Source organism: Streptomyces sp. NPDC032822 (assembly GCF_055578825.1).
Genome location: NZ_JBVIOL010000003.1, coordinates 506,449 through 520,530 on the forward strand (window position 1 = coordinate 506,449; position 14,082 = coordinate 520,530).

The window sequence follows — 14,082 nt, forward strand, 5'->3', positions numbered from 1 at the left end:
ACGCGGGCCGGCCTTCCCGGAGGAGCCCGCGCGCTTCTCCTACGAGGGCGCCCGTCCGCCGCGCGCCGAGGAGTGGGACGACCCTTCCGGCGCGGACGGCAGACCATCGCCCGAGCCACGCCCCGGGCCGAACTCACCTGGCCGCGCGACGCCCTCGGCTCACTCGCCGGGGGTGACCTCCGACGGGCCGGTGCGGCGCACGGGGCAGCCCCGCACTCCTTGCACCGGGCGGGTGCCCAGGTCGTCCAGCCGGTAGCCGTCCGGATATCCCTTGACCTCCCGGTTGTGGCGCGCGTGGTGCGGCGCGCTCCGGGGCGGCAGCAGTCTGACGGCCCGTCCGCGCAGCCGGACCGCGCCGCGCACGACCGCGCGGGTCGCGGCGCTCGGAGACGGGTAGCGGAACGCCTTCCGGAGCGGTTCGTCGAGCAGGGCGATCGTCGTGGCGCGCAGGAGGGGTGCGAGAGGGCTCGGATACCAGGAGGCCATCAGGTCGAGCGTGGCGTCCGAGACCTGTCGCGCCCGTGCGTCCCAGGCGAAATGGGCCTTCTCGTAGGCGTCGAGACATGCCTCGAACTCCTCGTAGGTCTCCGGTACGTCCCGGATCCCCATGTGCCGCCCCAGCGTGCGGTGGTGCACGGCGGAGGCGACGATCTCGTGCCGCGACAGCCGCCGCCAGCCGTAGGCGTCGATCCAGCGTTTGGGCATCACGACGAACGTGCAGAGCACGTACCGCATCTCGTCGTTGCCGATGTCGTAGCTGCGGTGCATCTCGTTGATGCGGCGGATCGCCGTACGGCCCTCCGCGCTGCCGAAACCGTGCTCGACCACGGCGTCGAGCAGCAGCGCCGTGTCGTCGTACCGCTTCTGCGTCCGGTCCGTGAGCTCCGCCGTCTCCGCCAGCAGCCGGCCGATGCCCGGCACGGCGTAGGTCCGGTACAGGGCCAGCTCCAGGGCGCGGGTGACGTCCCAGGGGAACTCGTAGGCCACGGTGAGCCGGTAGATCTCGGTGGCCTCCTTCTCCGGATGCATCGTCCGGATCCGTGCGAGCCTCTCGAAACGCTTCACCTCGCCGTCCCCCTTCTGCCGCCGAAGCTCCAACTCTAGTTTGGGTAGGGGTAGATGAACGATCAGTCACAGCAATCACACGGGGAAAAGTGGTCAACATGTTCGGCAGGGTCCGCAAGTTCTGTGCCAGATTCGTCAACCTTTCGCGCGCCGGGACGGAGACCGCCCGGGACACCCGCTCGCACAACCTGTTCGAGGCCGCCGCCGCGTATGTGTCGGCGTGCGCGGAGGACGACCAGGAGGGGATCGACGAGGCCGCCGGCTGGGTGTCGCCGGAGGCCCTGTCGTTCGGGGTGAACGAGCTGGCCTGTCGGGCCGTCATCGCCCTCGCCCGGGAGCGCGACGAGCAGCCCGGGACGGTGGCCCGGGCCCTTCTGGGGCTTCCGGCGGCCTGACGCAGGGGCCTCCGGTGGTCGTTTCGCCCCGTCCGGGTCGGAAACTGCAGCTCCGGGTGTGCCGGGGAGTCGTGACAAGCGCCTTCCGGGCGCACTAGGGTGCGCGCCGATGGACGAACCGATGGGGAGGCTGGGATGGCCGGGACGGACGAGGGCACCGTCGCCGCCGCGGACGACGCGCTCTATGTGCTGACGGCGGTGCTGCTGACGCCGGCGAAGTTCCCGAGCGTGCTGGGCGACGACTATCCGGAGGCCTGTGCGGCGCTCGGTCTGGCACCGCTGGCCGACGGGTACGGGCTGGTGCTCGGACAGGACGGCGAGGGTGCCCGGTGGACGGTCGCCATCGACGACGTGTCGCTGGTCGCCGTCGCCATCGCGTCCTGGGACTGCGGCATGGAGTACGACCTGTCACCCGACGAGCGCACGGTCGTCGCCGCGCTTCCCGGCTGGCCGCTTGCGGTCGCCGTCGCGGCTCCCGGCGTGCCCGCGCCGCACGATCCGGACCCCGACGTCACGGACCACCACCCCCCGTTGGCACCGCCGGACACCACCGTCTGGGGGGCGGCCCAACGGCGGCTGGGCGCCGACGAGATCGCGCTCCAGTGGGCGATGTGGCGCGAGCAGATCGACGACGCGGCCTTCCCTAGCCCGAACGGCGAGACCTCGGAGACGACAGACCCAGAAACGACGGACGAGGGCGGGGCGGTCGAGGCCGTCGAGGCCGTCGAGGCCCCCGACCGCGCGGAGGAAGCCGAGAAGGACGAGAGCAAGGGGCACGGCGGCATCCGGCGTGTCCTGGCGGAGGCCCGCGCCTACGTGGACGCACCGCCGCCGCTCGGGCGGGTGCGGTCGTCCTTCGCCCCGGGAGACGCGCGGACCCTGCGGGCCGACGGGCCCGGCTGGTCACTCGTGGCCAGGACCGACGACATCGCGTTCGTCCTGCTGGACGACGAGCCGGGTGAGGTCCTGCCGGTGGGCCGGGGCCCGGAGCTGCCGGGTCTGCTGGAAGCACTCGACAAGATGGCCGTACGCCCCCTCTGAGTCCGTCGGGACGGCGACGCGCGCTCCGGCCCCGCCGACGGCGCCACCGGACCTCCCGCCGCACCGGACACCCGCCGCCACGCGGGCCGTGCCGTCGGCAGGCCCGCGTGCGGTCATCCGGCCGGCCCCTGGACACCGCGGGACGCGGTCGGCTGTCGCGCACCGGATGATCTGCCGGGTCTGCCCGGCGGGGCGTCAGCGGCCGAGCTCCTTGCGGCCGACACGGCGCAGCCTGCGTCGCTGCGACGGGTCCAGCGCGAGGTACGCGGCGGCCGGGACTCCCAGGACGATCAGGAGCGCGGCCCACCAGGGCAGCCAGATCCACAGGATGAGCCCGACCGCCACACCTCCTGCGGCGATCTTGGCTTGCTTCGACATGTGTGTCGCCTCCTCCGCGGCCAGTGCCGCTCTCTGTCCAGAAAAACGGGTCCGCGCCTCCCACAGTTCCGGATCCCGACCCTGAGACGCCCCTGAGACGTCCCCGATGTGTCCCTGGTCCGGGCGCAGGGGCTCCCCCACCTCGTGCAGGTGGCGCAGGGCCTGTCGGTAGGAGTCGACGAGCCCGGTCTCCGCATAGGGGATACCCAACTCCTGACAGTGTGCGCGCACCAGTGGCCGGGCAAGCCCGAGATGGGGGCGCGGCATGCTCGGGAAGAGGTGGTGCTCGATCTGGTGGTTGAGTCCGCCGAGGAACCAGTCGGTCACCGGCCCGCCGCGGACGTTGCGCGAGGTGAGTACCTGCCGGCGCAGATGGCCCCACGGCTCACCGCCCGGGTCCGGCATCTCCATGCCCTTGTGGTTGGGCGCGAAGGACAGCCCCAGGTGCAGGCCGAGCAGCGCCTGGTGGAGGGCCGCGAACGCGAGCGCCTTGCCGGGGGACATGGAGATCAGCAGCAGCGACGCGTACCCGATGACATGGGTCACGAGCAGCGCGGCCTCCACGGACCGCTCCGCGGGCGACTGGCGGCGCAGGTCCCGGAATGCCTGGATCTTCAGGGCCACGCCTTCGAGGAGGGTGAGCGGGAAGAACAGCCAGGCCTGGTTGCGGGTGAGCCAGCGTCTGAAGCCCGTCCGGACCGCCGCCTGCCCGCCGGTGAAGACGAGGACGTCGGCGACGACGTCGGGGTCCTTGTCGATGTGGTTGGGGTGGGCGTGGTGGCGGTTGTGCTTGCGGTTCCACCAGGAGTAGCTCATTCCCAACAGCAGGTTGGCATGGACCAGGCCGATGAGCCGGGAGGCCGCCTTGTCGCCGGTGATCTGTGCGTGACCGGCGTCGTGGCCTATGAAGGCCGTGCGCGCCGAGAACACCGCGAGCGGCGGCGCGAGAAGCAGTACCCACCAGGAGCCACCGGTGAGGGTGATGCCGGTGATGACACCGATGAGAGCCAGCGCGTTGAGGGCGATGACCCGCGCGTACCAGCCGTGACGGCGTTCCAGGAGGCCCCGGCTTCTGACGGTGCGCAGGAGGGGGTGAACTCGCTGCCTCCCGAGGAGGAGGCGGGCGGTCCCCCGGGATCGGCGTCGACGGTGACGGTTGGGGTCATGTCCGGACTCCGGGCTCTCTCAAGAAACAGGCTGACCTGAGAGAACGTACGGAACCGTGACCCGCGGCGACCATGAGGCGACCCCCCGTGTACGCCCTGGGGCCGACACCGCACGAGCAGGGGGGCTGACGACACCCCCTCTCGGAAGTGGCCCAAGTCACCGTGCGGGCGGGCCGGGTGCGCCACCCGTGTGTTGTACCCTCGGCGATTCGACCCCCAGTAGTCAAGTTTGAGGAATACGGCATCCCTGTGCAGAGGACTTTCCCGGCATCCTCGTCCGAGATCTCCGAACTGGCCCGCTGTTGCGCCGTGTTCGTGCCGGGCGACCCGGCGCGCACCGGCAGTGTCGCCTTCTGGCGGCCCGACGGCGAGGTCCCTCCCGCCGTCCGGGCGGGGTCCTGCGAGAACCTGACCGTCGCGCTGCCCGGCGCCGGTGGTGTCGAGCGGGTGAGTGTGCCGGCCGTCCTGCTGCCCGTGCGGGACGCCTTGCGGGTGCTCACCCGCGCGCGTGCCGACGAACACGCGCACCGGGCGCCCGCGTTCTGGGGTGCGGCGGCCCTGCTGGCCCTGCGGTTCGCGGCACGCGGTCTGCTGCTGCCCGGTCTCTCCCCGCGTGACCGGGACGCCTGGCGAACGGGCCCCCTGGGGGCGGCCGATGCCGAACACGTCCGCCGGCTCGCCGCCTCGATGCCTCCCGAGGCGCACGCCGTGCCCCTGTCGGGCACCGGGCCGCTCGACGACGCGGGGCCCCCGGACAGCACCGGGCCCCTGCGGCTGCCCGACCCGGAGCGACTGCTGCGGGCCTTCCTGGACGCGGTCGCGGACACCCTGCCCCGCTCCCCGGCGGCCCCCCTGGTGACCGGTGGCCCCGCCTACGCGGTGCCGGAACCGCAGTACCTGCCCGAGCAGCGCGCGTGGGCCGCGGACGTCGCCGCGGGCCACGACGCGGGCGTACGGCTCTCGCTGCGGGTCGAGGTGCCCGGCCTGGCCGAGGCTCGGGACGACGACGCGGTGCTGCCCTTCCGGGCCGTGCTGCAGGTGCACAGCGTGAGCGATCCGACGCGCGTCGCGGACGCCGTCGAGGTGTGGACGGGCACCGGCTCGGCGGACGGGGCGTTCGGTCCCCGCGCGCGGATGGACGCCCTGCTCGCGCTGCGCCGCGCGGCCCGCGCCTGGCCGCCCCTCGCACCGCTGCTCGCGGCGTCCGTGCCGGACGCCGTCGAACTGGCCGACGACGAGGTGTCCGAACTCCTCGGAGAGGGCGCCCGCAGCCTCTCGGGTGCCGGAGTCGAGGTGCACTGGCCCAAGGGGCTGGCCCGCAGGCTGACCGCCCGCGCGGTCGTCGGTCCGCCGGACGAGGCGGCGGGGCCCCTCAAGGTCTCCGCGGACACCCCGTCGTTCCTGTCCGCCGACGCCCTGCTCGCCTTCGACTGGCGGTTCGCGGTGGGCGACCGGCGGCTCACCCGCGAGGAACTGGACCGACTCGCCGAAGCCGACCGGCCCGTCGTGCGGCTGCGCGACCAGTGGGTCCTGGTGGACCCCGAGGAAGTGCGCCGCGCCCGCGCCCGGCAGGACGGCAAGGTGACGCCCATCGACGCGCTGAGCGCCGCGCTGACGGGCTCGACGGAGGTCGACGGCCACCGGGTCGACGTCCAGACCACGGGCTGGCTGACGGCCCTGCGGGAGCGCCTCGCGGACCCCGAGGCGCAGGAGCCGGTCGCGCAGCCGGCCGCCCTCGCCGCCACGCTGCGCGACTACCAGAGGCGGGGCCTGAGCTGGCTGGCCCGGACGACGTCCCTGGGCCTGGGCTGCTGTCTGGCCGACGACATGGGGCTCGGCAAGACCATCACCCTGATCGCCCTGCATCTGCACCGGCAGAGCGACCCCGCGTCCGCCGGTCCCACGCTCGTGGTGTGCCCGACGTCCCTCATGGGCAACTGGCAGCGTGAGATCGAGCGGTTCGCCCCCGGCACGCCCGTGCGCCGCTTCCACGGGTCGCACCGCTCGCTGGACGATCTGGCCGACGGGGGGTTCGTCCTCACGACGTACGGCACGATGCGCCTGGACGCACGCCGGCTCGGCGAGGTGGCGTGGGGCATGGTCGTGGCGGACGAGGCCCAGCACGTGAAGAACCCGTACTCGGCGACGGCCCGGGAACTGCGTTCGATCGGCGCCCGCGCGCGGGTGGCGCTCACCGGCACGCCGGTGGAGAACAACCTCTCGGAGCTGTGGGCGATCCTCGACTGGACCACCCCGGGTCTGCTGGGCCGGCTCGGCACGTTCCGCACGCGCTACGCCCAACCCGTCGAGGAGCGTCAGGACCCGGCCGCCGCGGAGCGGCTCGCCCGGCTCGTGCGGCCCTTCCTGCTGCGCCGCCGCAAGTCGGATCCGGGGATCGCCCCGGAACTGCCGCCGAAGACCGAGACCGACCGTGCCGTGTCGCTCACCCGGGAGCAGGCGGGCCTGTACGAGGCGGTGGTGCGCGAGACCCTCGCGGAGATCTCCGGCGCCGACGACATGGCCCGGCGCGGTCTGATCGTGAAGCTGCTGACCGGCCTGAAGCAGATCTGCAACCACCCGGCGCAGTTCCTCAAGGAGGAACGGCCGACGATCGCGGGCCGCTCCGGGAAGCTGGAGCTGCTGGACGAACTCCTCGACACCATCCTCTCCGGGGGGGCGAGCGTCCTCGTCTTCACGCAGTACGTGCAGATGGCCCGCATCATCGAGCGGCATCTGACGGCACGCGGCACGCCCTCCCAGTTCCTGTACGGCGGAACGCCCGTGCCCGCACGGGAGGCGATGGTGCGGCGCTTCCAGGACGGCGAAGTCCCCGTCTTCCTGCTGTCGTTGAAGGCGGCGGGCACGGGGCTGAACCTCACCCGGGCCGAACACGTCGTGCACTACGACCGCTGGTGGAACCCCGCCGTCGAGGCGCAGGCCACCGACCGCGCGTACCGGATCGGCCAGACCCGGCCCGTCCAGGTGCACAGGCTGATCACGGAGGGGACCATCGAGGACCGTATCGCCGACATGCTCGGCCGCAAGCAGGAGTTGGCCGACGCGGTGCTCGGCGCGGGCGAGGCGGCGCTCACGGAACTCACGGACGCGGCACTGGCCGACCTGGTCGAACTGCGAGGGGGCGCACGATGAACGCGTACGAGGGTGACACGGAGCGTACGTTCGCCGCGCTGCCTCCCGCGCACGGGCGGGGCTTCGCACAGACGTGGTGGGGGCGGGCCTGGCTGAAGGCACTGGAGGACGCGGCGCTGGACTCCTTCCAGGTGAAGACGGGCCGCAGGCTCGCGCGCGCGGGAGCGGTCGGCGCGGTGTCGGTACGCCCGGGGCGCATCACGGCGCTCGTCATGGACGGCGACGGCACAGCTCACCGGGCCGACGTCCTGCTGACGGCGCTGACGGACGAGCAGTGGGACCGCTTCCTCGGCATGGCCGTCGAGCGGGCCGGACACGTGGCGGCCCTACTGGACCGTGACATGCCGCCGCACCTGGTCGAGGACGCGGCGGCGGCCGGCATCGAACTGCTGCCGGGCATGGGCGATCTGGAACCGGAGTGCGACTGCGAGGCCTGGGACCACTGCGGGCACACCGTGGCCCTGTGCCACCAGGTGGCACGGTTGCTGGACCAGGACCCCTTCGTGCTGCTCCTGATGCGGGGCCGCGCCGAACGCGCCCTGCTCGACGCCCTCCAGGAGCGTGGCGCGGCGCCCGCGGTGGAGGCCGTCGAACCGGCGGGCGTGGATGCCGCGGAGGCGTACGCGGGCGGGGACGTCCTTCCACCGCTGCCCGCGCTGCCCGAACTCCCCGCGGCGCCCGGGATGCCGCCGGCCCTGGACGCCGAGGCGCCGCCCGCCGCCGGCGTCGAACCGGCGGCTGTGGAGTTCCTGGCCGCCCGGACGGCCGTGGAGGCCCACCGGCTGCTCGCCGAGGCTCTGCGGGCCGGTCCTGACGCGGGCGGAGCCGAGCCCACAGTCGTCGAGTTGACGCCGGCTCAGGACGCCGTCCGGCTGGCCGCGGGCGGCCCCGCGCGTGCCGTGCTGGAGCGGCTCGCCGACGGGTCGGGACGCAGCAGGGACCAGCTGGCCCTGGCGGTGCGTGCCTGGCGGCACGGTGGCACGGCCGCGCTGGCGGTGTACGAGGAGGAGTGGACGGTGGAGGGCGAGACGCTCGCACGCGCGCGTGCCGCCCTGGACTCCGCCTGGGACGAGGACGAGCGGCCGACGCTGCGCGCGACGTCCAACCGGTGGACCGTCGTGGGCGCGTCCCACCAGGTGCGACTGGGCCGGGACGGTCGTTGGTGGCCGTACCGCAAGGAGAGCGGTCGCTGGGTGCCGGCGGGTGGGGCGGCCCACGATCCCGCGACCGCACTGGCCTCGGTCGCGGAGGCAACGCCTTAGCGGAGGGAACGCCGCGGACGAGACGCCGACCTCCCCTGTCGTACGACCCGAACGACCTGGACACCGAGGGCATCGTGCGGGCCGGGGACGGGAGTTTCCGGCTCGTGGACGAGTACGCGCCCTCGCTCGTCCACGTCTCCGCGCGCGGGAAGGTGCTCACGCGGTACGTGCCCGAGGGGCTGCGTCTCACCGGGGCGGACTACCCGGTGGTGGAGGCGCTGCCGTCGGTCCTGCTGCACCGCAAGATCAACCGTGGCTTCGAAGGGCTCGCCCAACTGCCGGGCGGGGACCTGGTGCTGGCCGTGCAGAGCCCGCTGTCCCTGCCGGACACCGATGCCGCAGAGGCCTCCCGCACCACCCGGCTGCTGCGGTTCTCGCCGAAGAAGAAGGCCGTCACCGCCGAGTTCGCCTACCGCTTCGACCCGGTGAACGTGGTGGATCCGGGCGAGGACGACACCTCGGAGCTGAAGATCTCCTCGGTGGTCGCCGTGGGCGGGGACCGGCTGCTGGTCGAGGAGCGCACCGACAAGGCGGCGCGGCTCCAGCTCGTGCGCCTGGACCGCGAGTCGGACATCCTGGGCGGCAGGTGGGACGACGACACCACGGCACCGTCTCTGGAGCAGCTCGCCGACCCGGCGGCCTCGGGGGTCCCGGTGCTCGCCAAGCGGCTGGTCGTCGACCTGGGGGCGGTCTCCGGGGTGCCCGGGAAGATCGAAGGCATCGCGCGCGTGGACCGCGACACGCTCGCTCTCGTCAACGACAACGACTTCGGGATGACGGACGGCGCGGACGCGTTCGACGCACAGGGACGGCTGGTCGACAGCGGGGTGGAGACCACGGTGACGTACGTGCGGCTGCCACACGGTGTCTGACCGGGCAGAACACCGTACGGCGCGCGGGTCGGACGCGACTACGGAAGCACGTCGCCGAGGGACGGGATCAGCGACTCCAGGTCGCTCGGGAGATCGCTCGGGAAGTCGCTCGGCAGCTCGGTGGGGAAATCGGACGGCAGCGCGGTAGGCAGGTTGCTGGGCAAGTCGCTGGGCAGCTCGGTCGGCAGACTGAAGGACGGCGAGGCGGAGCGGCTCGCGCTGCTCTCGGGGGGCGACTTCTCGTCCGGCGAGTCGTCGTTGCCCGACGCCATGAGGAAGATCGCCGCTACGGCCACGGCGGTCACGATCACGGCCAGGACGGCGAAGAGCAGGTTCCGGCGTTTTCCCGGGCCGCCTGAGGGCCCACCCGGTGCACCGGTCGGTGCCATCGGCCGGGTCGCCGAGAAATCACCGTGCGAGGAGCTGCCGTACGGCGGCGAACTGCCGTAGGGGGTCGGTCCGTGGTGGCCGAAGTCATCAGGAGGCGGTCCGAAACCGTCGCCCGGAGGCGGCGTGTCACCCGGCGGCCCGGGCGGCTGAGGCGGTACGGGCGGCATGGCCATACCGTCCAGAGTCCCCTCGGAACGGTCATGGCGCGACCCCCGCGCGGACGTTGATACGGCCTCATGCCGTGGACCGCATGATTCCGGCACATTCCACGCAGGGGTCGCCGCGGTGCCCCGAGCCCTCAGCCGGCTCGCAAGCTCGGCTCACCCGGAACACCGGCGGCACGCGCGCGTGCCTGCGTTCAGCCGCGCGCGCCCAGCAGGTGGTCCATCGCCAGCTGGTCGAGCTGCTCGAAGGCCATCCCGCGCGCGGCGGCCGACTCCACGTCGAAGTCCTCGAACGCGCCACGGTCGGCGAGGAGGGACTTCAGGCCGTCGGCCGCGGTGGGCTGCGCCAGCTCGTCCAGACGTGAGGCGCGCAGCGCCGCCTGGACCTCCGGGTCCGCGCGGAAGGCGGCCGCACGGTCCTTGAGGATGAGGTAGTTGCGCATGCAGCCCGCCGCCGACGCCCAGACGCCGTCGAGGTCCTCGGTCCGCGGCGGCTTGAAGTCGAAGTGCTTGGGACCCGCGTAGCCGGCCGTCTCCAGGAGGTCGACCAGCCAGAAGGCGGCGCGCAGGTCGCCGGCGCCGAAGCGCAGGTCCTGGTCGTACTTGATGCCGGACTGGCCGTTGAGGTCGATGTGGAAGAGCTTGCCGGCCCACAGGGCCTGGGCGATGCCGTGCGGGAAGTTGAGGCCCGCCATCTGCTCGTGCCCGACCTCAGGGTTGACGCCGTACAGCTCCGGACGCTCCAGGCGCTCAATGAACGCCAGGGCGTGGCCGACGGTGGGCAGCAGGATGTCGCCGCGGGGCTCGTTCGGCTTGGGCTCGATCGCGAACTTCAGGTCGTAGCCCTGCTCGGTCACGTACTCGCCGAGGAGGTCGAAGGCCTCCTTCATGCGGTCGAGGGCGACCCGTACGTCCTTGGCGCCGCCGGACTCGGCACCCTCACGACCGCCCCAGGCGACGTAGGTCTCGGCGCCGAGCTCGGCCGCCAGGTCGATGTTGCGGATCGTCTTGCGCAGGGCGTAACGACGCACGTCACGGTCGTTGGCGGTGAACGCGCCGTCCTTGAAGACGGGATGCGTGAAGAGGTTGGTGGTGGCCATCGGCACCTTCATGCCGGTCGCGTCCAGCGCCTCGCGGAAGCGCTTGATGTGCCCCTCGCGCTCGGTGTCCGAGGATCCGAAGGGGATCAGGTCGTCGTCGTGGAAGGTGACACCGTGGGCGCCGAGCTCGGACAGGCGCTGCACCGTCTCGACCGGGTCCAGGGCACGCCGCGTGGCGTCGCCGAACGGGTCCCTTCCCTGCCAGCCGACGGTCCACAGGCCGAAGGTGAACCTGTCATCGGGGGTGGGCTGGTAGTTCATGCCGCGGCTCCTTGCGTGCTGAGACTATTCGTCATGGCCGTTTACAAATTAGTATGCGAACGCATCTCTGGGAAGACAGACCTTGCAGAGCCGCGGAAAAACTTAGGGAGAGCCCGATGTCAGCAGCCGAGGGTCCGCTCGTCGTCGGCGTGGACACGTCCACGCAGTCCACGAAGGCACTGGTCGTCGACGTGGCGACCGGCAGGGTCGTCGCGAGCGGCCAGGCCCCGCACACCGTGTCCTCGGGGGCGGGCCGCGAGAGCGATCCGCGGCAGTGGTGGGACGCGCTGTGCGAGGCCCTGGGCCAGTGCGGCGACGCGGCGCGGGAGGCGGCCGCGGTGTCGATCGGCGGCCAGCAGCACGGCCTGGTCACGCTGGACGGGGAGGGCGAGCCGGTGCGCCCGGCCCTGCTGTGGAACGACGTGCGCTCGGCGCCGCAGGCCCGGCGGCTGACCGAGGAACTGGGCGGCGCGAAGTTCTGGGCGGAGCGCACCGGCTCCGTACCGGCCGCCTCCTTCACGGTGACGAAGTGGGCGTGGCTGGCCGAGCACGAGCCGGACGCCGTCCGGGCGACCAAGGCCGTACGCCTCCCGCACGACTACCTCACCGAGCGCCTCACCGGCCAGGGCACCACGGACCGCGGCGACGTCTCGGGGACCGGCTGGTGGGCGTCGGGCACGGAGTCCTACGACGCGGAGATCCTCGCCCACGTGGGGCTCGACCCGGCCCTGCTGCCCCGGGTGGTCCGGCCCGGCGAGGTGGCGGGCACGGTGCGCGACGGCCACGACCTGCCGTTCTCCAAGGGCACCCTCGTCGCGCCGGGCACCGGTGACAACGCGGCCGCCGCGCTGGGCCTGGGCCTGCTTCCCGGTACGCCGGTGATGAGCCTCGGCACCTCGGGCACGGTCTACGCGGTGTCGAAGCGCCGCCCCGCCGACCCGACCGGCACCGTGGCGGGCTTCGCCGACGCCCACGGCGACTGGCTGCCACTGGCCTGCACCCTGAACTGCACCCTCGCCGTGGACCGCGTCGCGACCCTGCTGGGCCTTGACCGCGAGGCCGTCGAACCGGCCACCGCGGTCACCCTCCTGCCCTATCTGGACGGCGAGCGCACGCCCTCGCTGCCGAACGCGTCGGGGCTGCTGCACGGGCTGCGCCACGACACGACCGGCGGTCAGCTCCTGCAGGCCGCGTACGACGGCGCCGTGCACTCGCTGCTCGGCGCGCTCGACCTGGTCCTCGACGAGGACGCGGACCGCTCGACCCCGCTGCTGCTGATCGGCGGCGGTGCCCGCGGCACGGCCTGGCAGAACACCGTACGGCGGCTCTCGGGGCGACCGGTCCAGGTGCCCGAGGCCGCGGAGCTGGTCGCGCTCGGTGCCGCGGCCCAGGCGGCCGGCCTGCTGACCGGCGAGGACCCGGCCGCGGTCGCCCGACGCTGGAACACGGCCGCAGGTCCCGTCCTGGACGCCGTGGAACGGGACGACGCGGCGCTGGCCAGGATCGCCGGGGTAATCTCCGACGCGGCGCCGCTGCTGGAGCGCGCCACGGACAGGCGCTGAAAACCGACTGAGGACGGACTGGGGACGGACGGAGGCATGACCGCACCGCTGCACGAGGCTCACCCGGCCGGTCCCGGGCGCGCGCTGCCCGACACCCAGCAGGGCATGCGCCGCCGCAACCTGGCCCGGGTGATGCACACGGTCAAGGCCGAGGGGCCTCTTTCCCGGGCCGCGGTGGCGTCCCGCATCGGTCTGACCCGTGCGGCGGTCTCGACCCTCGTGGACGAGCTCATACGCTCCGGCCTGCTGGAGGAGCTGGGCCCGGAGCGGCCCGGCCGGGTGGGCCGGCCCGGCTCGGCGCTCGCGGTCAGCGGACACGGCCCGGCCGGGATCGGTGCGGAGGTCGGCGTGGACCACCTCGCGGTCTGCGCCGTCGACCTGCGCGGGGAGGTACGGGCGCGCGCCGTACGACACGGCACGAACCGCGGCCGCTCCCCCGGGCCGGTGATCGAGGAACTCGCCGCCCTGATCCACCAGGTCGTCGCCGAGGCCGAGGGCCTGTGGCCGGCGGGGCTCGCGGTGGCGGTGCCCGGTCTCGTGGCCCGCGACGCCCGGACCGTCGTACGCGCCCCGAACCTCGACTGGCACGACATCGACCTCGGCGCGCTGCTGTCCACGGACCTCCCGCCGCTCACCGATCTTCCGCTGACCGTCGACAACGAGGCCAACTTCGGCGGCCTGGCCGAGCTGTGGCTCGGGGATGGCACCCCCCGCGACTTCCTGCACGTGTCCGCCGAGATCGGCATCGGCGCGGCGGTCGTCGTGGACGGCCACCTCCTGCGCGGAACCCGCGGCTTCGCGGGCGAGTTGGGGCACCTCCCGGTCCACCCGGACGGCCCCGCCTGCGCGTGCGGCGGACGCGGCTGCCTGGAGCAGTACGCCGGTGAGGAAGCCGTTCTGCGGGCGGCCGGCCTGGAACCGGGCGAGGACCGCGTCGGCCTGCTCGCCGGGCGCGCGGCGGCCGGGGACGAGGACGTACGGCGAGCCCTGCGCGAGGCGGGCACCGCCCTCGGTATCGCGCTGACCGGCGCGGTGAACCTGCTCGACCCCCACTCGATCGTCCTCGGCGGCACCCTGGCGGGCCTCGCCCCCTGGCTCCTGCCGTCCCTCCGGGAGGAACTGGCCCGGCGTACGGCGGGGCCGGCGTGCCCGGTGTCCGTGTCCCGACTCGGCTCGGAGGGGCCGCTGTTGGGGGCTGCGCACTGGGTGGTGCGGGGGGTTCTGGATGATCCGGCGGGGGTGGCGGGGAGGGGGTGAGGGGGTGAGGGGGCACTTG

General features: G+C 73.3%; 9 protein-coding genes and 2 pseudogenes. 7 read left to right on the plus strand and 4 right to left on the minus strand.

Features of this window, described 5'->3' with window-relative positions; all coding sequences use genetic code 11:
- Positions 1 to 159: 159 nt before the first annotated feature.
- Positions 160 to 1,065, minus strand: coding sequence for an oxygenase MpaB family protein (locus tag ACZ5VD_RS11385; RefSeq protein ID WP_468549771.1), 906 nt, complete (start codon positions 1,063 to 1,065; stop codon positions 160 to 162).
- A gap of 98 nt (positions 1,066 to 1,163) precedes the next feature.
- On the opposite strand from ACZ5VD_RS11385, the gene ACZ5VD_RS11390 reads away from it, so the two are divergent.
- Positions 1,164 to 1,460 (plus strand): hypothetical protein, encoded by a 297-nt coding sequence (locus ACZ5VD_RS11390; RefSeq protein ID WP_468549772.1) that lies wholly within the window; start codon positions 1,164 to 1,166, stop codon positions 1,458 to 1,460.
- Positions 1,461 to 1,595: 135 nt separating this feature from the next.
- Entirely contained in the window at positions 1,596 to 2,501 is a 906-nt protein-coding gene (locus ACZ5VD_RS11395; protein WP_468682059.1) for a hypothetical protein, read from the plus strand.
- 501 nt (positions 2,502 to 3,002) lie between these two features.
- On the opposite strand, the pseudogene ACZ5VD_RS11400 reads toward ACZ5VD_RS11395, so the two are convergent.
- Positions 3,003 to 4,045, minus strand: a pseudogene (locus tag ACZ5VD_RS11400) (fatty acid desaturase family protein); the annotation flags it as partial.
- Positions 4,046 to 4,294: 249 nt separating this feature from the next.
- On the opposite strand from ACZ5VD_RS11400, the gene ACZ5VD_RS11405 reads away from it, so the two are divergent.
- From ACZ5VD_RS11405 to ACZ5VD_RS11415, 3 genes and pseudogenes are all read left to right on the plus strand, one after another.
- On the plus strand, positions 4,295 to 7,195 hold the full coding sequence (locus tag ACZ5VD_RS11405; protein WP_468682061.1) for a DEAD/DEAH box helicase: 2,901 nt from the start codon (positions 4,295 to 4,297) through the stop codon (positions 7,193 to 7,195).
- A complete protein-coding gene (locus tag ACZ5VD_RS11410; RefSeq protein WP_468682063.1) occupies positions 7,192 to 8,457 on the plus strand; it encodes an SWF or SNF family helicase in 1,266 nt (421 codons plus the stop codon). The genes ACZ5VD_RS11405 and ACZ5VD_RS11410 overlap by 4 nt, the downstream gene beginning before the upstream one ends.
- A 32-nt stretch (positions 8,458 to 8,489) precedes the next feature.
- Positions 8,490 to 9,329: pseudogene (locus ACZ5VD_RS11415) on the plus strand (esterase-like activity of phytase family protein); the annotation flags it as partial.
- A 38-nt stretch (positions 9,330 to 9,367) separates the two neighbouring features.
- On the opposite strand, the gene ACZ5VD_RS11420 reads toward ACZ5VD_RS11415, so the two are convergent.
- Positions 9,368 to 9,892 carry a hypothetical protein gene (locus ACZ5VD_RS11420; RefSeq protein ID WP_468682065.1) on the minus strand — a complete coding sequence of 175 codons (525 nt, stop codon included), beginning with the start codon at positions 9,890 to 9,892 and terminating at the stop codon, positions 9,368 to 9,370.
- Positions 9,893 to 10,077: 185 nt separating this feature from the next.
- On the minus strand, positions 10,078 to 11,244 hold the full coding sequence (gene xylA, locus ACZ5VD_RS11425; protein WP_468549777.1) for a xylose isomerase: 1,167 nt from the start codon (positions 11,242 to 11,244) through the stop codon (positions 10,078 to 10,080).
- A gap of 116 nt (positions 11,245 to 11,360) precedes the next feature.
- Here xylA and xylB point away from each other — a divergent pair, with 116 nt between their 5' ends.
- Positions 11,361 to 12,806, plus strand: a complete 1,446-nt coding sequence (gene xylB / locus ACZ5VD_RS11430; protein WP_468682067.1) for a xylulokinase — start codon at positions 11,361 to 11,363, stop codon at positions 12,804 to 12,806.
- A gap of 36 nt (positions 12,807 to 12,842) precedes the next feature.
- Positions 12,843 to 14,063 carry an ROK family protein gene (locus ACZ5VD_RS11435; protein ID WP_468682069.1) on the plus strand — a complete coding sequence of 407 codons (1,221 nt, stop codon included), beginning with the start codon at positions 12,843 to 12,845 and terminating at the stop codon, positions 14,061 to 14,063.
- The last annotated feature ends 19 nt before the right edge of the window (positions 14,064 to 14,082 follow it).